The sequence below is a fragment of the Streptomyces sp. NPDC058697 genome (genome assembly GCF_042715345.1).
Lineage (GTDB): Bacteria > Actinomycetota > Actinomycetes > Streptomycetales > Streptomycetaceae > Streptomyces > Streptomyces liliifuscus.
The window spans coordinates 1-19,180 of the sequence record NZ_JBHXSU010000003.1; the positions used below are offsets into that span (position 1 = coordinate 1).

Consider the following 19,180-nt stretch of genomic DNA (forward strand, 5'->3'; position numbering starts at 1 on the left):
GGTTGATAGGCCGGATGTGGAAGCCCTGTAAGGGGTGAAGCTGACTGGTACTAATAGGCCGAGGGCTTGTCCTCAGTTGCTCGCGTCCACTGTGTCGGTTCTGAAATAACGAACGACACGTCTCCCTTCCTGGGCCACAGGGGGGTTGAGGCATCGGTTCAGAATTTCATAGTGTTTCGGTGGTCATAGCGTGAGGGAAACGCCCGGTTACATTCCGAACCCGGAAGCTAAGCCTTACAGCGCCGATGGTACTGCAGGGGGGACCCTGTGGGAGAGTAGGACACCGCCGAACTATTATTAATAGAGCTGGTCCCTGAACTTAGGTTCAGGGACCAGCTCTTTTTTGTTGTGCGTCACCTGGAGTTCACGTTGTGCGACCAACATCCCGCACATGGGTACTGCTGCAATGCTCCGGGCCGCGGGCGTGGGAATCGGTGACGAGGTCATCGTGCCGGCGTTCGGCAACGTCGAGGTCGCCGAGGCCGTGATCCAGGCCGGTGCGATGCCGGTGTTCGCCGACATAGACCCGGCCACGTACTGCCTGGACGCCACCGAGGTGAACGCGGCCGTCGGTCCGCGGACGGTCGCTGTCGTCGCCGTGCACCGCTTCGGTCGGCCCGCTGACATCGCGCGGCTCCGGGACGTCGGGCAGCGGCACGGGCTGCTCGTGCTGGAGCAGGGCGAGTCCGAGGCGCCGTACGGGGAGATCGAGGAGCGCAGGGCGCATGCGGCGTACCTCGACGGGCGGTTGAGGGGCGTGCGGACGCCGGTGCGCGGCATCGGACACACGTACCAGCAGTACGTCGTGCGGGTGCCGGGCAATGGGCGGCCGGACCGGGACGCCTTCGCACGGGCCGTGCGGGCCAAGGGAGTCGAGTGCCGGGTGCCGGTGAAGACGCCCGTGCACCGGATGCCTGTGTTCCGACGGGACGTCTGTCTGCCGGAGACCGAGCGGGCCTCCGACGAGACGCTGGCTCTGCCTGTCGACGCGTCGTTGTCGAAGAGGCAGATGCAGCGGATGGTGTCCGCGTGCAATGCGCTCGGTGGGCTCCTGCAGCCCGCTTTCTAGCGGTCGAACAGGGTTGGGAGCACGCCGCCGTTCGGGGTATGATCTATTTCGTTGCCGCGAGGGAGACCTCGAAAGGTAACTGGCCCCCCTAGCTCAGTCGGCAGAGCGTCTCCATGGTAAGGAGAAGGTCAACGGTTCGATTCCGTTGGGGGGCTCAGACAAAAAGGCCTCCGCCCTTGTGGGCGGGGGCCTTTCGTGTGTCCGGGACCGGTTTCTCCGGGCCGGGATCAGTCGTTCTGAAGGCCGGGAACGCGCATCGCGAGAATGGCCATGTCGTCCGACGGGGCGTCCGACGCGAAGCGTTCCACCGCGCGCATGATGCGGGCGGCAACGGCTCCGGCTGTGAGGCCTGTGCAGGTGGTGAGGACGTCGGTGAGGCCGTCGTCGCCCAACATGCGGGTGCCCTCGCGGCGTTCGGTGACGCCGTCCGTCACGCACAGCAGGACGTCGCCCGGATCGAGCGTGATCGTCTGCTCGTACAGCTCCAGGTCCTCCATCACGCCGAGGAGCGGCTGGGGTTCGGCGGCCGGTTCGACCGTGCCGTCCTGGCGGAGGCGCAGGGGGAGCGGGTGGCCGGCGCAGACGACCTTGAGGAGCGCCGAGCCGTCCTCTTGGGGCCACAACTCCCCGTACAGGAGCGTCAGGAAGCGGCTGCGGGCGCCCTCGTCGAGGATTGCGGAGTTCAGGCGCTCCAGGACCGCCGGGCCGCCGTAACCCTCGCGGGCGAGCAGGCGCAGCGCGTGCCGGGCGAGTCCGGTGACCGCGGCCGCCTCCGGTCCCGTACCGCAGACGTCTCCGATGGCGAAGCCGTAGGCGCCGTCGCGGATGGGGAAGAGGTCGTAGAAGTCGCCGCCGACTTCGTTGCCCTCGCCCGCCGCGCGGTAGATGACCTCGACCTCCACGCCGTCGATCTGGGGGAGTTCCGGGGGCAGGAGGCTGCGCTGGAGGGATTGGCTGATGGCCGTGCGCTCCGAGTACAGGCGGGCGTTGTCGAGGGCCAGGGCGGCCCTGCGGCTCAAGTCCTCGGCGAGTTCCAGGATTTCCTGGCGGAAGTGTTCGTCCGACGGCTTGCCGAGCGTCAGCATGCCGATGACGCGGTTGCGGGCCACCAGGGGGAGTACGACGGTCTCGCCGCCGACCGCTGCGGCCGTCTGCAGCGTCGTACCGATGCCGGAGCTCACGGTGGCGGGCTCGCCGAGGCCGAGGCTGCGCATGGAGGTGCGCAGGGCGGCCTGGTGGGCCGCCTCCGCGGGAGCGCCCCAGACGCGGGCGCCGGGGGTCGGGACGGGGTCCGGAGGGGCGATCTTCGACAGGAGGGCCTTGAGGCCGTCGATGCGCTCCTCGTCCTCGTGCAGGACGTACGAAAGATACGGATCCGATGCCTGGTCGGCGATCGTGTAGACGGCGCACCAGGTGGCCAGGGTGGGGACCGTCATCTGGGCCATCAGGGCCAGTGTCTGGTCGCGGTCCAGCGTGCCCGCGAGGAGGTCCGAGGCTTCGACGAGGAAGGAGAGGGAGCCGCGGCGCAGGCGTTCAAGCTCGCCCAGGCGCGCCGACTCCACGGCGAGCGCGATGCGGTCGGCGGCGAACTGGAGGCGCAGGGCCTCCTCGTTCGAATACCGCCCCTGGGCCTCGGCCGCGACGCCGAGCGAACCGGTCAGGCGGCCCTCGACCTTGAGGGGGACCGTGACGACGGAACGCATGCCCGTGCCGCTCAGCAGCGGTACGGCGCCCGGAACGACCGTCAGATCCTCGTGCACGGCGGGCATTCGGGCCGAGCCGTAGCGACCCGGGCCCGCTTCCACGGGGACGCGGGCGAAGCGCTGGCGGGCGGAGGGGAGGCCGGTGGAGGCGCGGACCTCCAACTCCGTTTCGTCGTCGGTCGCCAGGAGGAGGAAGGCGGAGTCGCCGTCGAGCATGTCGCGGGCGCGCTCCACCGTGCGCTGGAGGAGGCCGTCCAGGTCGTCGGGGGCCGGCGAGCCGATGAAGACCTCGAAGGGGTCCGACGCCTGGCCCTCCGAACTGGTGGTCGTGTCCGAGGCGTTGACGCGCAATGGGGTCTGCAGGACGGCGCGTTCGTGGTCGCGGACGAGAAGGCAGACCGTCGAGGGTTCGCCGCCGGTGTCCCGGACGCGCAGATGCGAGGCGTAGACCGGCGTCACACGGCCGTCGGCGGCGCGGAGGCCGTAGCTGCCCTCCCAGCGGGAGAGTTGGAGCGCCTCGACGATGCCGGTGCTGGTGCCGGGCGTGTGCGGCCAGGCCGCGAGGTCGGTGAGGGGCTTGCCGATGACCTGCTCGGCCGCGTATCCGAAGAGTTCCTCCGCGTCCTCGTTCCAGGCGTTGATGGCGCCGGTGCGGTCGATCTGGACGACCGCCACGCGGACGCGGCCGTCGGCGAGCGGGAGGAGGTTGGCCGGGAGGGCGGGGCCGGCCGTGCGGGTGCCCACCGAGCGCTCCGGCAGTTCCAGCTGGAACCAGACCTGCTTGTGCGTGGGCGTGTACTCGACACCCCAGCGGCCGGCCAGGGCGGCGCAGAGCTGGAGGCCGCGGCCTCCCTCGCGGTCGGGGCTGCCCATGTTGATGGCGGTCGCCTGGAGTGGAATCTCACGTTCCGGGTAGCGGTCCCCCACCTCGATCCGTACGCCCTCGTCGCTGCGCAGGCACAGGACGTCGGCGGACGTGCCCGCGTGCACCACGGCATTGGTGACAAGCTCGCTGGTGAGGACCACGGCGTCGTCGACGATGTCGGCGAAGCCCCAACCCTGGAGGGTGTCACGGACGAAGGACCGAGCGGTCGCGACGGACCGCCCGACAGGATCGAAGCTGGCGGCCGCGCGCGCGGTGATCACAGAACTCCTTGTCCGGTTGTCGGAGGGCAGCGCCGCGTGGCCGACCCGCTCCTGCCGTGGCAGGGGCTGGTTCCCCGTCGGCCGGGGATCCTGGGGTGGTCCCCCGGGATGCAGTTCGGTGGTCATGGTGCGGTGCCCCTCCGATGCCTGCCCGCTCGTGCTCGTGCCACCGCCCAGGCCGGAAGGACCGGCGTGGCTGGACAGCCGCATGCAAGGTTACTTACCTTCGCCGTCCGTGCGGATGCCGGTCACCACTGTTTCCACTCCGGAGCGTGTGTGCGGACCATGTGCGAAGCTGCCGAACTGTTATGGCCTGGTTCAGCCATGGTGAAACACTGGGCAGGCTCAAAGGGAAGGTCCGGGCAGGCTGAGTGCCTTCCAGTACGCCGAGCAGTAGTACCCGAGTACGCCGAGCAGTAAATGGTCGACCCTTGCGGGAGGGACACAGTGGAGTCTGGCGCAGCGACGCGGGGCAACAAAACGCGCGCGAAAGGCGGACAGTCCCTGAGCAATCAGCGCAAACCGCGCAATGGCACCACCGATGTGGACACGGCTGCCCTGAACAGGCTGCTGGCGGCCCTGGTGTCGATGCGGGACGGCAACTTCCGTAAGCGGCTCACGGTCTCGGGCGATGGCGTGATGTCCGAGATTGCAGCGGTTTTCAATGAAGTGGCCGACCGGAATCTGCATCTGACGGGCGAGCTGGCGCGTGTGCGGCGCATGGTCGGCCGTGAGGGCAAGTTGACGGAGCGGCTGGAGTCGGGCGCCTGTGAGGGCTCCTGGGCCACCGCGATCGACAACTCCAACGCGCTGGTCGACGACCTCGTGCGGCCCGTCTCCGAGGTCGGGCGGGTGCTGTCCGCCGTGGCGGAGGGCGATCTGTCGCCGCGTATGGAGCTGCGGGCGCAGGCCGCGGACGGGAACGGGCATCCGCTGCGCGGGGAGTTCCTGAAGGTCGGGCGCACGGTCAACAACCTGGTCGACCAGCTGTCGACGTTCACCGACGAGGTCACGCGCGTGGCCAGCGAGGTGGGCACCGAGGGCAAGCTGGGCGGGCAGGCGCGGGTGCGCGGTATGTCCGGTTCGTGGAAGGACCTCACGGACTCGGTCAACACCATGGCGTACCGGCTGACCGCTCAGGTTCGGGACATCGCGCTCGTGACCACGGCGGTCGCCAAGGGTGACTTGTCCCGGAAGGTCACGGTTCATGTGGCCGGCGAGATGCTGGAGCTCAAGAACACCGTCAACACGATGGTGGACCAGCTGTCCTCTTTCTCCTCCGAGGTGACGCGAGTCGCGCGCGAGGTGGGCACCGAGGGTGAGCTCGGCGGCCAGGCACAGGTGCCTGGTGTGGCGGGTGTGTGGAAGGACCTCACCGATTCGGTGAATCTTATGGCCGGCAACCTGACCGCACAGGTGCGCGGGATTGCCCAGGTGACGACGGCGGTGGCCAACGGCGACCTGTCGCAGAAGGTGACCGTGTCGGCGCGCGGCGAGGTCGCGCAGCTCGCCGAGACGATCAACCAGATGACCGAGACGCTGCGTACGTTCGCGGACGAGGTCACCCGCGTGGCCAACGAGGTCGGCGGCGAGGGGCGGCTCGGCGGGCAGGCGAACGTGCCGGGCGCGGCGGGAACGTGGAAGGACCTCACCGATTCGGTGAACACGGTCTTCCGGAACCTCACCACTCAGGTGCGCGACATCGCCGCGGTGACGACGGCCGTGGCCAACGGTGACCTGTCGCAGAAGGTCAGCGTCGAGGTCGCCGGCGAGATGCTGGAACTGAAGAACACCGTCAACACGATGGTCGACCAGCTGTCGAGCTTCGGTGCCGAGGTGACCCGCGTGGCGCGGGAGATCGGTGTCGAGGGTGAGCTGGGCGGTCAGGCGGCGGTGCCGGGCGCGGCCGGTACGTGGAAGGACCTCACGGACTCCGTCAACACGGCGTTCCGGAATCTCACCGGACAGGTGAGGAACATCGCGCAGGTGACGACGGCGGTGGCCAACGGCGACCTGTCGCAGAAGGTCACCGTGGACGTCTCCGGCGAGATGCTCCAGCTGAAGAACACCGTGAACACGATGGTGGACCAGCTGTCGTCCTTCGCAGACCAGGTGACGCGGATGGCGCGTGACGTGGGCACGGAGGGCCGGCTGGGCGGCCAGGCGCGCGTGGACGGTGTGTCCGGCACGTGGAAGGACCTCACCGACTCCGTCAACTTCATGGCGGGCAATCTGACGTCGCAGGTGCGGCAGATCGCCCAGGTGACGACGGCCGTTGCCCGGGGTGACCTGTCGCAGAAGATCGAGGTCGACGCGCGCGGCGAGATCCTTGAGCTGAAGAACACCATCAACACGATGGTCGACCAGCTCAGCGCCTTCGCCGAGCAGGTGACCAGGGTGGCCCGTGAGGTGGGTACGGACGGCCGGCTGGGCGGTCAGGCGCAGGTGCCCGGCGTCGCCGGTGTCTGGCGCGACCTGACCGACTCCGTGAACGGCATGGCCGGCAACCTCACCGCCCAGGTGCGCAACATCGCGCAGGTCGCGACGGCGGTGGCCCGCGGTGACCTGTCGCAGAAGATCGACGTGGACGCGCGCGGCGAGATCCTGGAACTGAAGAACACCCTCAACACGATGGTGGACCAGCTCTCGAACTTCGCCGAGCAGGTCACGCGGGTCGCCCGCGAGGTGGGCACGGAGGGCATCCTCGGCGGACAGGCCGAGGTGCAGGGTGTCTCCGGCACCTGGAAGGACCTCACGCAGTCCGTGAACTTCATGGCGAACAACCTGACGATCCAGGTGCGCAACATCGCCGAGGTCACGACCGCGGTCGCCATGGGCGACCTGTCCAAGAAGATCACCGTCGACGCCAAGGGCGAGATCCTCGAACTGGTCACGACCGTCAACACGATGGTCGACCAGCTGTCGTCGTTCGCCGAGCAGGTGACCCGGGTGGCCCGCGAGGTGGGCACCGAGGGCCAGTTGGGCGGCCAGGCGCGGGTGCCCGGGGTCACGGGCATCTGGAAGGACCTGAGCGACAACGTCAACCTGATGGCCTACAACCTCACCATGCAGGTGCGGAACATCTCGCAGGTCGCGGCGGCCGTCGCCAACGGCGACCTGACGCGGACGGTGACGATCGAGGCGCGCGGCGAGGTCGCGCAGCTCGCAGACACCTTCAACACCATGGTGAAGACGCTGAGTTCGTTCGCCGACCAGGTCACCAAGGTGGCCCGCGAGGTGGGCACGGACGGCATCCTCGGCGGCCAGGCGCGCGTACCGGGCGTGTCCGGTACGTGGAAGGACCTCACCGAGTCCGTGAACGGCATGGCGTCCAACCTGACCGGCCAGGTGCGCAACATCGCGATGGTCACCACGGCCATCGCCAAGGGCGACCTGACCAAGAAGATCGACATCGACGCGCGCGGCGAGATCCTGGAGCTGAAGACCACCATCAACACGATGGTCGACCAGCTGTCGTCGTTCGCCGAGGAGGTCACCCGGGTCGCCCGCGAGGTGGGCACGGAGGGCCAGTTGGGCGGCCAGGCGCGCGTCCGTGACGTCGACGGCACCTGGCGCGACCTCACCGAGTCGGTGAACGAGATGGCCGGGAACCTCACCCGGCAGGTGCGTGCCATCGCGCGCGTGGCGACCGCGGTGACCCGTGGCGACCTCAACCTGAAGATCGACGTGGACGCCTCGGGCGAGATCCAGGAGCTTCAGGACTACATCAACAAGATGATCGCCAACCTCCGCGACACCACCATCGCCAACAAGGAGCAGGACTGGCTGAAGGGCAACCTCGCCCGGATTTCCGGTCTGATGCAGGGCCGGCGCGACCTGGCCGACGTGGCCTCGCTGATCATGAGCGAGCTGACTCCGGTGGTCTCCGCGCAGCACGGCGCGTTCTTCCTGGCGATGCCGCTGGACGACGGCAAGGACGTGGGCGCCGCGCACGACGACTCGTACGAACTGCGCATGCTCGGGTCCTACGGGTACTCCATGGGCTCCATGCCGACGTCGTTCAGGCCCGGGGAGACGCTGATCGGGACGGCCGCCAAGGAGAAGCGGACGATTCTCGTGGAGAACGTGCCGCCGGGGTATCTGAAGATCGCCTCCGGGCTCGGTGAGGCGCCTCCCGCGCATGTCATCGTGCTGCCGGTGCTCTTCGAGGGGACCGTGCTCGGTGTGATCGAGCTGGCGTCGTTCCACTCCTTCACGCACATCCAGAAGGACTTCCTCAGCCAGATCGCCGAGATGATCGCGACGAGCGTCAACACGATTGCGGTCAACACGAAGACCGAGGTACTGCTCAAGCAGTCGCAGGAGCTGACCGAGCAGCTGCGGGAGCGGTCGGCCGAGCTGGAGAACCGGCAGAAGGCCCTCCAGGCGTCCAACGCCGAGCTGGAGGAGAAGGCCGAGCTGCTCGCCCAGCAGAACCGCGACATCGAGGTCAAGAACACCGAGATCGAGGAGGCGCGGCAGGTCCTGGAGGAGCGCGCCGAGCAACTCGCGGTCTCCATGCGGTACAAGAGCGAGTTCCTCGCCAACATGTCGCACGAGCTGCGTACGCCGCTCAACTCGCTGCTGATCCTGGCCAAGCTGCTCGCCGACAACGCGGACTCCAACCTCACCCCGAAGCAGGTCGAGTTCGCCGAGACGATCCACGGCGCGGGTTCCGACCTGCTCCAGCTGATCAACGACATCCTCGACCTGTCGAAGGTCGAGGCGGGCAAGATGGACGTGTCGCCGACGCGTATCGCGCTGGTCCAACTCGTCGACTACGTAGAGGCCACTTTCCGTCCGTTGACGGCAGAGAAGGGGCTCGATTTCTCCGTACGGGTGTCGCCGGAGCTGCCGGCCACGCTGCACACGGACGAACAGCGGCTCCTTCAGGTGCTGCGCAACCTGCTGTCCAACGCGGTGAAGTTCACCGACTCCGGAGCGGTCGAACTGGTCATCCGGCCTGCGGGCGCGGAGGTGCCGGTCGCCATCCGGGAACAGCTCCTGGAGGCGGGTTCGCTGCGGGATGCGGACGCCGATCTGATCGCGTTCTCCGTGGCGGACACCGGTATCGGTATCGCGGCCAGCAAGATGCGGGTGATCTTCGAGGCGTTCAAGCAGGCGGACGGCACGACGAGCCGCAAGTACGGCGGTACGGGACTGGGGTTGTCCATCTCCCGGGAGATCGCGCGGCTGCTGGGCGGCGAGGTCCACGCGCAGAGCGAGCCGGGACGAGGCTCGACCTTCACGCTGTATTTGCCGCTGCACCCGAGCGAACTGCCTCCCCAGGGTTATCCGCAACTCGGTGCGCCCATGGAGAGCGGGGCGCTTCCGGCCGGCTCCGACGACGAGAACGGGAGCCATATGGAGGCCCCCGCGGAGGTCAAGTCGTACCAGGAGACCCAGAACGGGGCCGCCGCGCTCTTCAGGCGGCGTCGCAGGTCGATGCCCTCGGCACAGCAGCGGCCCGCCCTTCCGGGGCCGCAGCAGGCCCGGGAGCCCTGGGCCGTCGGAGGCGAGGAGACGTCCGTGCACTCGCGCGGTGTCATCCGCTTCGAGGGCGAGAAGGTACTGATCGTCGACGACGACATCCGCAACGTGTTCGCCCTCACCAGCGTCCTGGAGCAGCACGGACTGTCGGTGCTGTACGCCGAGAACGGCCGCGAGGGCATCGAAGTGCTGGAGCAGCACGACGATGTGACGGTCGTCCTGATGGACATCATGATGCCCGAGATGGACGGATACGCGACCACGACGGCGATCCGTCGGATGCCCCAGTTCGCCGGGCTGCCGATCATCGCGCTCACCGCGAAGGCGATGAAGGGCGACCGGGAGAAGGCGATCGAGTCCGGTGCTTCCGACTACGTGACGAAGCCGGTCGATCCCGATCATCTGCTCGCGGTGATGCAGCAGTGGATGAGCGGACAGTGACAGGGTGGCAGGAGTGATCGGCCGGCCGGGAACGGCCGGGTGGCCAGGGGCGCCCGGGCGATGGCCCGGGCGCACCGGGCTGTTGACTGAGTGTGCCCGAGGCGGTGTAGAAACCCGGGATTCGGGGAACCTTCTGGTCTCCCGCTACGTTTCTGCTACGTGCACAGTGACATCGCGGTGACAGGGTGTGGCGACAGGCGGGGTGCGGCTACCATGACCGGCACAAGGACGGGCGACGCAAGGGAGTCGTCCCCTGGGGCGGCGCCCGGTGCACTGCCGGGGCGAGGAGGGCGGGCCATGGTGCAGAAGGCCAAGATCCTCCTGGTCGATGACCGGCCGGAGAATCTGCTGGCGCTGGAGGCGATTCTCTCCGCGCTCGATCAGACACTGGTTCGGGCATCTTCCGGGGAGGAAGCGCTCAAAGCACTGCTCACGGACGACTTCGCGGTCATTCTGCTGGACGTCCAGATGCCGGGCATGGACGGTTTCGAAACCGCCGCGCACATCAAGAGGCGAGAACGGACCCGGGACATCCCGATCATCTTCCTCACGGCGATCAACCACGGTCCGCACCACACCTTCCGGGGATACGCGGCGGGTGCGGTGGACTACATCTCGAAGCCGTTCGACCCGTGGGTGCTGCGCGCGAAGGTCTCGGTCTTCGTAGAGCTCTATATGAAGAACTGCCAACTCCGGGAGCAGGCCGCGCTGCTGCGGCTCCAGCTCGAAGGCGGCGGCGGCAAGGCGGCGGTCGGCGACACCAAGGAGCCTGCCGGGCTGCTCGCCGAACTCTCCGCGCGGCTCGCGGCTGTCGAGGAGCAGGCCGAGGCCCTCTCCAAGCAGCTCGACGACGACTCGGCGGACGCGGCCGCGGTGGCCACCGCAGCCCATCTCGAACGCAAACTCACGGGGTTGCGGCGGGCGCTGGACGCGCTGGAGCCGGGGACGGGGAGCGGGGCGGCCTCGCTGCCCTCGCCGAACTGAGTCGCACCGGTCGTCAAGGCAGGTGTGTGGCCTGCGGGTTGGTGGGCGCTGATCGCGCCCACGCGGCGGAGCCGCACATACTGCGGCCCGCGCCCCTTACGGAGCTTCGCCGGTTGAGGCGGCGTCAGTTCGGCGCCCTGTGTGGGCGACACGAACGGGTGAAGCAGTAGGCACACGTGTCCGCAGTGGTCTCCACCGGTAACCTCACACTCATGGCCCCACGTCAGTCCGCAGCCAAGAAGGCGCCCGCGAAGAAGGCGGCCGCTCCGAGGAAGGCTGCGGCGAAGAAGGCCCCCGCGAAGAAAGCCCCGGCGAAAAAGGCGCCCGCCAAGAAGGCCACGGCCAAGAAAGCCGCGCCTCCGAAGCCGGCGCCCAACCCGACCGGGGGCGTGTACAGACTGGTGCGCGCCCTGTGGCTGGGTGTCGCGCACGCCGTCGGCGCCGTGTTCCGCGGCATAGGGCGGGGCGCGAAGGGGCTCGACCCGGCGCATCGAAAGGACGGTCTCGCGCTGCTGCTGCTCGGGCTGGCACTGATTGTCGCGGCCGGGACCTGGTCCAACCTCCGTGGTCCGGTGGGTGACCTCGTCGAGATGCTGGTGACCGGTGCCTTCGGCCGTCTCGACCTGCTCGTGCCGATACTGCTCGGGGTCATCGCCGCACGCCTCATCCGGCACCCCGAGAAGCCCGAGGCCAACGGCCGCATCGTGATCGGTCTGTCCGCGCTCGCCATCGGTGTGCTCGGCCAGGTCCACATCGCCTGCGGGGCGCCCGCGCGCAGCGACGGCATGCAGGCGATAAGGGACGCGGGCGGGCTCATCGGCTGGGGCGCGGCGACACCGCTGACGTACACGATGGGCGAGGTCCTCGCCGTACCGCTCCTTGTGCTGGTCACGGTCTTCGGGCTGCTGGTGGTCACCGCGACGCCGGTCAACGCCATTCCGCAGCGGCTGCGCATGCTGGGCGCCCGGCTCGGACTCGTACACCCTCGTGAGACGGACGACGGGTTCGGCGAGGACGACGAGCGCTACGACGACCAGTGGCGCGAGGCGCTGCCCGCGAGCCCCCGGCGGCGCCGGGCGGCGCCCGAGGAGTACGACCCGGACAGTGCCGAGCAGGAGGCGCTCTCTGCGCGCCGGAGCCGCCGCAGGCGGCCCGCCGTGCAGCAGCCCGCCCTGGACAGGCCCATGGACGCCGTGGACGTGGCAGCGGCCGCCGCGGCGGCGCTCGACGGTGCCGTGATGCACGGGATGCCTCCCAGTGCGTTGGTGGCCGATCTGACGCAGGGCGTCGGCGTCGACCGCGGGGACCGTGAGGACACCGGCGGACAGGACACGGGCCGGCGCGGGGAGCCGACGCCGGTGCCCGCCGCGCGTACCAAGGGGAGCAAGGGCGCCAAGCCCAAGCAGGAGATGCTCAAGGCCGAGGTCGCCGACCTGACCAAGCCCGCCCCCGAGGCTCCGCGCGACCTGCCGCCGCGCGCCGAACAGCTGCAGCTCTCCGGCGACATCACCTACTCCCTGCCGTCGCTCGACCTCCTGGAGCGCGGCGGCCCGGGCAAGACGCGCAGCGCCGCCAACGACGCCGTGGTCGCCTCGCTCACGAACGTCTTCATGGAGTTCAAGGTCGACGCCGCCGTCACCGGCTTCACCCGCGGCCCGACGGTCACGCGGTACGAGGTCGAGCTCGGCCCCGCCGTGAAGGTCGAGCGGATCACGGCACTCGCCAAGAACATCGCGTACGCAGTCGCCAGCCCGGACGTGCGGATCATCAGCCCGATCCCCGGCAAGTCCGCGGTCGGCATCGAGATCCCCAACACCGACCGCGAGATGGTCAACCTCGGCGATGTGCTGCGCCTCGCGGACGCAGCCGAGGACGACCACCCGATGCTGGTCGCGCTCGGCAAGGACGTCGAGGGCGGCTATGTGATGGCCAACCTGGCGAAGATGCCGCACGTGCTGGTGGCCGGAGCGACCGGCTCCGGTAAATCCTCATGCATCAACTGCCTGATTACGTCCGTCATGGTCCGCGCGACCCCCGAGGACGTGCGCATGGTCCTCGTCGACCCCAAGCGCGTCGAGCTGACCGCGTACGAGGGCATCCCGCACCTGATCACGCCGATCATCACCAACCCGAAGCGGGCCGCCGAGGCGCTGCAGTGGGTCGTACGGGAGATGGATCTGCGGTACGACGACCTGGCGGCGTTCGGCTACCGGCACATCGACGACTTCAACCAGGCCATCCGCGACGGCAAGCTCAAGACGCCGGAGGGCAGCGAGCGGGAGCTCAAGACCTATCCGTACCTACTGGTCATCGTCGACGAGCTCGCCGACCTGATGATGGTCGCGCCACGGGACGTCGAGGACTCGATCGTGCGCATCACGCAGCTCGCGCGCGCGGCCGGCATCCACCTGGTGCTCGCCACGCAGCGGCCCTCCGTGGACGTCGTCACCGGTCTGATCAAGGCGAACGTGCCCTCGCGGCTCGCCTTCGCCACGTCGTCGCTCGCGGACTCGCGGGTCATCCTCGACCAGCCCGGCGCCGAGAAGCTGATCGGCAAGGGCGACGGGCTCTTCCTGCCGATGGGGGCGAACAAGCCGACCCGTATGCAGGGCGCCTTCGTCACCGAGGAGGAGGTCGCCGTCGTCGTCCAGCACTGCAAGGACCAGATGGCGCCGGTCTTCCGCGAAGACGTCACCGTGGGCACCAAGCAGAAGAAGGAGATCGACGAGGACATCGGCGACGACCTCGACCTGCTGTGCCAGGCCGCCGAACTGGTCGTCTCCACGCAGTTCGGGTCCACCTCGATGCTCCAGCGCAAACTACGCGTCGGGTTCGCCAAGGCCGGCCGGCTGATGGACCTCATGGAGTCCCGCAACATCGTCGGTCCGAGCGAGGGTTCCAAGGCACGTGATGTTCTTGTGAAACCTGACGAGCTGGACGGAGTGCTCGCGGTGATCCGTGGGGAGGCTCATCCGTAGAGAAACGGGGAAGTCCGTTTCCTCTTGCGGAGGGGCCACGGCCACGTGGGTGAGCACGTCAGGGCCACGTGGGTGATTCGAACGTGACTCACCCGTAAGGGAACCGTGAGCAACCGTTTCCCTTCGTCGCACGTCAAGTTGAGGGAAGGGAAAGGCACGTGTCCCACCATCAGGATGACCGGCCGTTCTGATGGCGTACAAAGTCCCACCGCCCGGTTGCCCCACCCTTTCGCAACCCCCCTAGACTGAACCTCCAGCACAGGTGGCTACACGCTCGAAAGGCGCCCCCGTGTCCATCGGCAACTCCCCTGACGACAACTCCCCTCAGGACGAGCCTCCCATCGAAAAGGGTGATCGCCCTTCGATCGGCCGTGCTCTGCAGCAGGCGCGCATCGCGGCGGGGCTGACAGTCGACGACGTCAGTAACGCCACCCGGGTCCGCATCGCCATCGTGCACGCGATCGAACAGGACGACTTCACGCCCTGCGGCGGCGACGTGTACGCGCGCGGTCACCTCAAGACGCTGGCGCGCGCCGTCCACCTCGATCCGGCGCCACTGCTCGCCCAGTACGACGACGATCACGGCGGCCGACCCGCGCCGACCCCCGCGGCACCGATGTTCGAGGCCGAGCGGATCCGTCCGGAGCGCAGGGGTCCCAACTGGACCGCCGCCATGGTCGCCGCGATCGTCGCGGTGATCGGCTTCGTCGGGTTCACGATGGTCAAGGACGACTCGGACGGCTCGAAGACGCAGGTCGCCGAGGGATCCACGCCCACCGCCAGCAAGCCCGCCAAGACCAAGCCGACCCCTTCCAAGCCCGCCGACCCCAAGCCCGACCCGTCGGACAGCGCCATCGCGGCCGCGCCGCAGGACAAGGTGACCGTCCAGGTGACCGCCCCCGACGGGCGCAGCTGGATCTCCGCCAAGGACCACAACGGCCGGCTGCTCTTCGACGGCTTCCTGAAGCAGGGCGACTCCAAGACCTTCCAGGACAAGGAGAAGATCGACCTCGTCCTCGGTGACGCGGGAGCGCTCCAGCTCTACGTCAACGGCAAGAAGATCGAGGACGAGTTCCAGCCCGGTGGGGTCGAGCGCCTCACCTACACGAAGGGCGACCCCGAGGTCGGATGACCGACCCGAGGTCGGACAAGCGACCTCATGGGGCATGCGGGTACGGGGTTGGCCAAGATCGGCCAACCCCGTCGACGTGGGGTGTCAGTGGGACGAAGTAGTCTTGAGCCCATGCCTGAACGCCGTACCGTCGCACTCGTCACTCTTGGCTGCGCCCGTAACGAGGTGGACTCGGAGGAGCTCGCAGGCCGCTTGGAGGCGGACGGCTGGCACCTCGTGGAGGACGCCGAGAACGCGGACGTCGCGGTCGTCAACACCTGTGGCTTCGTCGAGGCCGCCAAGAAGGACTCCGTGGACGCCCTCCTGGAGGCCAACGACCTCAAGGGCCATGGGAGAACACAGGCCGTGGTCGCCGTCGGCTGCATGGCCGAGCGGTACGGCAAGGAGCTCGCCGAGGCCCTGCCCGAGGCCGACGGAGTGCTCGGCTTCGACGACTACGCCGACATCTCCGACCGCCTCCAGACCATCCTGAACGGCGGAATCCACGCCGCCCACACCCCGCGCGACCGGCGCAAGCTGCTGCCGATCAGCCCGGCCGAGCGGCAGAGCGCGGGCACGGAGGTCGCCCTTCCGGGGCACGCTCCCGTCGACCTTCCGGAGGGCCTGGCTCCGGAGTCCGGCCCCCGCGCACCCCTGCGCCGCCGGCTCGACGGCTCACCGGTCGCCTCGGTGAAGCTGGCCTCCGGCTGCGACCGGCGCTGCTCCTTCTGCGCCATCCCGTCCTTCCGCGGCTCCTTCATCTCGCGGCGGCCGTCCGACGTCCTGGGCGAGACGCGCTGGCTGGCCGAGCAGGGCGTCAAGGAGGTCATGCTGGTCTCCGAGAACAACACCTCGTACGGCAAGGACCTCGGCGACATCCGCCTCCTGGAGACCCTGCTGCCCGAGCTCGCCGACGTCGACGGGATCGAGCGGGTGCGGGTCAGCTACCTCCAGCCCGCCGAGATGCGGCCCGGGCTCATCGACGTACTGACCTCGACGCCGGGGATCGCGCCCTACTTCGACCTGTCCTTCCAGCACTCCGCCCCCGGGGTGCTCCGCGCGATGCGGCGCTTCGGGAGCACCGACCAGTTCCTGCAGCTGCTCGACACGATCCGCTCCAAGGCCCCGCAGGCCGGTGTGCGGTCCAACTTCATCGTGGGCTTCCCCGGCGAGACCGCGGACGACCTGGCGGAGCTGGAGCGCTTCCTGACCGGCGCGCGGCTCGACGCCATCGGCGTCTTCGGGTACTCCGACGAGGACGGCACCGAAGCGGCGACGTACGAGAACAAGCTGGACGAGGACGTCGTCGCCGAGCGCCTCGCGCGCGTGTCCCGGCTCGCCGAGGAGCTGGTCTCGCAGCGGGCGGAGGAGCGCGTCGGGGAGACCCTGCAGGTGCTGGTCGAGTCCCTGGGCTCCGCCGGTTCCGACGGCGAGGAGGAGCCCGCGTACGGCCGTGCCGCGCATCAGGCGCCCGAGACCGACGGTCAGGTGCTGTTCACAAGCGGCGAAGGTCTCACCGTCGGCCGTATGGTCGAGGCGAAGGTGGTCGGTACGGAAGGTGTCGACCTGGTGGCCGAGCCGCTCCCGGGCTCGCTCGCAAGTACAGAGGAGGCGGCCAGATGACCGGAGTCCCGGCACCCGCGGCGGGCGGCCCCGGTGCGCCCGGTACGCGCGGTGCTGCCGGCGCCTCCAGCGCCTCCGGCAAGGGAACCTCCGGAACCTCCGGTACGGGTGCCACCGGCGCCCAGGGCTCGAAGACACCGCGTGGCGCGAAGCTGAGCGCCGCGGCCGTCAACCAGGCCAGCCTGTGGAACGTGGCCAACCTCCTCACCATGCTCCGGCTCGTGCTCGTGCCGGGCTTCGTGGCACTGATGCTGGCCGACGGCGGATACGACCCCGTGTGGCGGGCCTGGGCCTGGGCCGCCTTCGCCGTAGCCATGATCACGGACGTCTTCGACGGCCATCTGGCACGTACGTACAACCTCGTCACCGACTTCGGGAAGATCGCCGACCCGATCGCCGACAAGGCGATCATGGGAGCGGCGCTCATCTGTCTCTCCTCGCTCGGCGATCTGCCGTGGTGGGTGACGGGCGTGATCCTCGGGCGTGAGCTCGGGATCACCCTGCTGCGCTTCGTGGTGATCCGCTACGGCGTGATCCCCGCCAGCCGCGGCGGGAAGATAAAGACGCTGACGCAGGGAGTGGCCGTCGGGATGTACGTCCTGGCGCTGACGGGGCCGCTGGCGACCCTGAGGTTCTGGGTGATGGCTGTGGCGGTCGCCCTGACCGTCGTCACCGGGCTCGACTATGTGAGACAGGCCATTGTGCTGCGGCGTCAGGGCCTGGCCGATCGGAAGGCCGCCGCCGAGGAGGCGGAAGCGTGACCTCCACGGCCGCCGAAGTGCTGCGACTACTCACGGTGAGGGGCGAGACGCTCGCTGTCGCCGAGTCGCTCACCGGCGGTCTGGTGGCGGCGGACCTCGCGGCGGTGCCCGGAGCCTCCAAGGCCTTCCGCGGCTCGGTGACCGCCTACGCCACCGATCTCAAGCGCGATGTACTTGGTGTCGACGCCACTCTGCTGGATCAGCGTGGAGCGGTGGATCCGCAGGTCGCGGCCCAGATGGCGGTCGGCGCCCGCAAGGTGCTCGGCGCGGACTGGGGCATCGCGACAACCGGTGTCGCCGGCCCCGAACCCCAGGACGGCCAGCCCGTCGGCACGGTTTTCGTTGCCGTGGAAGGGCCGCACGGCACCTCCGGCCAAGGCGTTCTTGGCGGGAAAGTGGTGGCGTTGCGGTTGAACGGCTCCCGGACGGAAATCCGTATGGAGAGTGTACGGAGCGTGCTCGCACTGCTTCTGCAGCAGCTTGTGGGCGAACTCACTGAGAATGAGCGGGCACAGGATACGGAACAGAACGGGGGGTTTTGATGTTTGCAGCCCTGAGTGAACACGACATCGCTCCCCGCACGGCCGCGGCGCAAGGCGGTACGGTGGGGCGAGAAGGATGCGGCTACGCGGTCCGAGGAGGGAGCCACCGATGATTCTGCTCCGTCGCCTGCTTGGTGACGTGCTGCGTCGGCAGCGCCAGCGCCAGGGCCGTACTCTGCGCGAAGTCTCCTCGTCCGCCCGAGTTTCACTCGGCTATCTTTCCGAGGTGGAGCGGGGGCAGAAGGAGGCTTCCTCTGAACTGCTCTCCGCGATCTGCGACGCGCTGGACGTACGGATGTCCGAGCTCATGCGGGAAGTGAGCGACGAACTCGCACTCGCCGAGCTGGCCCGGTCGGCAGCGGCCACCGAGCCTGTGCCCACACCAGTGCGCCCGAGGCTCAATTCCGTATCGGTGACCGGTGTGCCGCCGGAACGGGTGACCATCAAGGCGCCTGCGGAGGCGGTCGACGTCGTCGCCGCCTGACGCTCACGGGCTCGCGCCCGCGAGCTGAGATGCGAAGAACTGTGTGAGAGCCCCGGCCGGGGCCTTCTCCGGGGAGACCTGGAGGGGGGCGGTCGGGGCTTTTGCGTGGGCGGGGCAGGAGCCGGTGGTTTTTTACCGTTTGCCGGTAATGGTTGAGACGGCCATGGTGGAGGAGCGGGGGCGGAAGCCGGGGGTCGTTGCTGACCGGAGGATGTCCATGTACGTCGTGAAGAGCCCGCTGACCGATGCTGATCTGAAGACCGTGTCCGAGGCGTTGCAGGGTGCGCTGGTCGATCTGGTGGATCTGTCGCTCGTGGCCAAGCAGATTCACTGGAACGTGGTCGGACCGCGCTTCCGGTCCGTCCATCTCCAGCTCGACGAGGTCGTGGACACCGCCCGGCTGCACTCCGACACCGTGGCCGAGCGTGCCTCCACGCTCGGGGTCTCGCCGGACGGACGTGCCGCGACCGTCGCGACCAGCAGCGGTATCGGGGCCACGCCGGAGGGGTGGGTGAAGGACACCGACGCGGTGGGGGCGCTCGTGGACGCGCTCGCCGCCGTCATCGAGCGGATGCGGATGCGGGTCGGGGCTACGGGGGAGGCGGATCCGGTGAGCCAGGACATCTTCATCGGGATCACCGCGGATCTTGAGAAGCATCACTGGATGTTCCAGGCGGAGAACGGGTGAGGGTGGCTCTGCCGGGTTATCTGGGCTGTGGCTGTGGCTGTGGCTGTGGCTGTGGCTGCGGCTGTGGTTCTCGTTCTGGGGTTGAGGTTGGGGGTGGCCTCGGCTTCGGGTTCGGGCGCGCGGTTGTGCGCCGGGCGCCCCGTTCGTGTCGATGCGCCCT

General features: G+C 68.8%; 11 protein-coding genes, 1 tRNA gene and 1 rRNA gene. 12 read left to right on the plus strand and 1 reads right to left on the minus strand.

The genetic code is table 11. The annotated features are described in order from the left end of the window. The first annotated feature begins 175 nt into the window (after positions 1 to 175). The 3 genes from rrf to ACFWXQ_RS07995 all read left to right on the plus strand — a co-directional run bounded on the left by rrf (position 176) and on the right by ACFWXQ_RS07995 (position 1,224). A 5S ribosomal RNA gene (rrf, locus tag ACFWXQ_RS07985) occupies positions 176 to 292 on the plus strand. Between the two features lie 114 nt (positions 293 to 406). Continuing rightward, positions 407 to 1,069: a DegT/DnrJ/EryC1/StrS family aminotransferase gene (locus ACFWXQ_RS07990; protein ID WP_383943639.1), complete on the plus strand. Its 663-nt coding sequence runs from the start codon at positions 407 to 409 to the stop codon at positions 1,067 to 1,069. A gap of 82 nt (positions 1,070 to 1,151) precedes the next feature. After that, positions 1,152 to 1,224, plus strand: a tRNA-Thr gene (locus tag ACFWXQ_RS07995). Between the two features lie 72 nt (positions 1,225 to 1,296). Here ACFWXQ_RS07995 and ACFWXQ_RS08000 read toward each other — a convergent pair. Then, entirely contained in the window at positions 1,297 to 4,044 is a 2,748-nt protein-coding gene (locus ACFWXQ_RS08000; protein WP_383943642.1) for a SpoIIE family protein phosphatase, read from the minus strand. Between the two features lie 321 nt (positions 4,045 to 4,365). Between ACFWXQ_RS08000 and ACFWXQ_RS08005 the strand changes: the two genes are divergently transcribed. From ACFWXQ_RS08005 to ACFWXQ_RS08045, 9 genes are all read left to right on the plus strand, one after another. Further along, positions 4,366 to 9,849, plus strand: coding sequence for a HAMP domain-containing protein (locus tag ACFWXQ_RS08005; protein WP_383943594.1), 5,484 nt, complete (start codon positions 4,366 to 4,368; stop codon positions 9,847 to 9,849). 297 nt (positions 9,850 to 10,146) lie between these two features. After that, positions 10,147 to 10,833, plus strand: coding sequence for a two-component system response regulator (locus tag ACFWXQ_RS08010; RefSeq protein ID WP_189841047.1), 687 nt, complete (start codon positions 10,147 to 10,149; stop codon positions 10,831 to 10,833). A 212-nt stretch (positions 10,834 to 11,045) separates the two neighbouring features. Next, the gene (locus ACFWXQ_RS08015; protein ID WP_383943598.1) at positions 11,046 to 13,811 is read left to right on the plus strand and encodes a DNA translocase FtsK; all 2,766 of its coding nucleotides are present in this window, start codon (positions 11,046 to 11,048) and stop codon (positions 13,809 to 13,811) included. 289 nt (positions 13,812 to 14,100) lie between these two features. Then, complete coding sequence (locus tag ACFWXQ_RS08020) at positions 14,101 to 14,943, plus strand: helix-turn-helix domain-containing protein (RefSeq protein ID WP_383943601.1); 843 nt, start codon at positions 14,101 to 14,103, stop codon at positions 14,941 to 14,943. Between the two features lie 111 nt (positions 14,944 to 15,054). Further along, complete coding sequence (gene rimO / locus ACFWXQ_RS08025) at positions 15,055 to 16,545, plus strand: 30S ribosomal protein S12 methylthiotransferase RimO (RefSeq protein WP_383943604.1); 1,491 nt, start codon at positions 15,055 to 15,057, stop codon at positions 16,543 to 16,545. Continuing rightward, positions 16,542 to 17,306, plus strand: a complete 765-nt coding sequence (gene pgsA, locus ACFWXQ_RS08030) for a CDP-diacylglycerol--glycerol-3-phosphate 3-phosphatidyltransferase (protein ID WP_383943608.1) — start codon at positions 16,542 to 16,544, stop codon at positions 17,304 to 17,306. Before rimO ends, pgsA begins: the two co-directional genes overlap by 4 nt. Beyond that, positions 17,303 to 17,848 carry a CinA family protein gene (locus tag ACFWXQ_RS08035; protein WP_383943610.1) on the plus strand — a complete coding sequence of 182 codons (546 nt, stop codon included), beginning with the start codon at positions 17,303 to 17,305 and terminating at the stop codon, positions 17,846 to 17,848. Before pgsA ends, ACFWXQ_RS08035 begins: the two co-directional genes overlap by 4 nt. Positions 17,849 to 17,957: 109 nt before the next feature. After that, entirely contained in the window at positions 17,958 to 18,332 is a 375-nt protein-coding gene (locus tag ACFWXQ_RS08040) for a helix-turn-helix domain-containing protein (RefSeq protein WP_055509692.1), read from the plus strand. A gap of 217 nt (positions 18,333 to 18,549) precedes the next feature. Continuing rightward, a complete protein-coding gene (locus tag ACFWXQ_RS08045; protein WP_383943645.1) occupies positions 18,550 to 19,020 on the plus strand; it encodes a Dps family protein in 471 nt (156 codons plus the stop codon). Positions 19,021 to 19,180 lie beyond the last annotated feature (160 nt).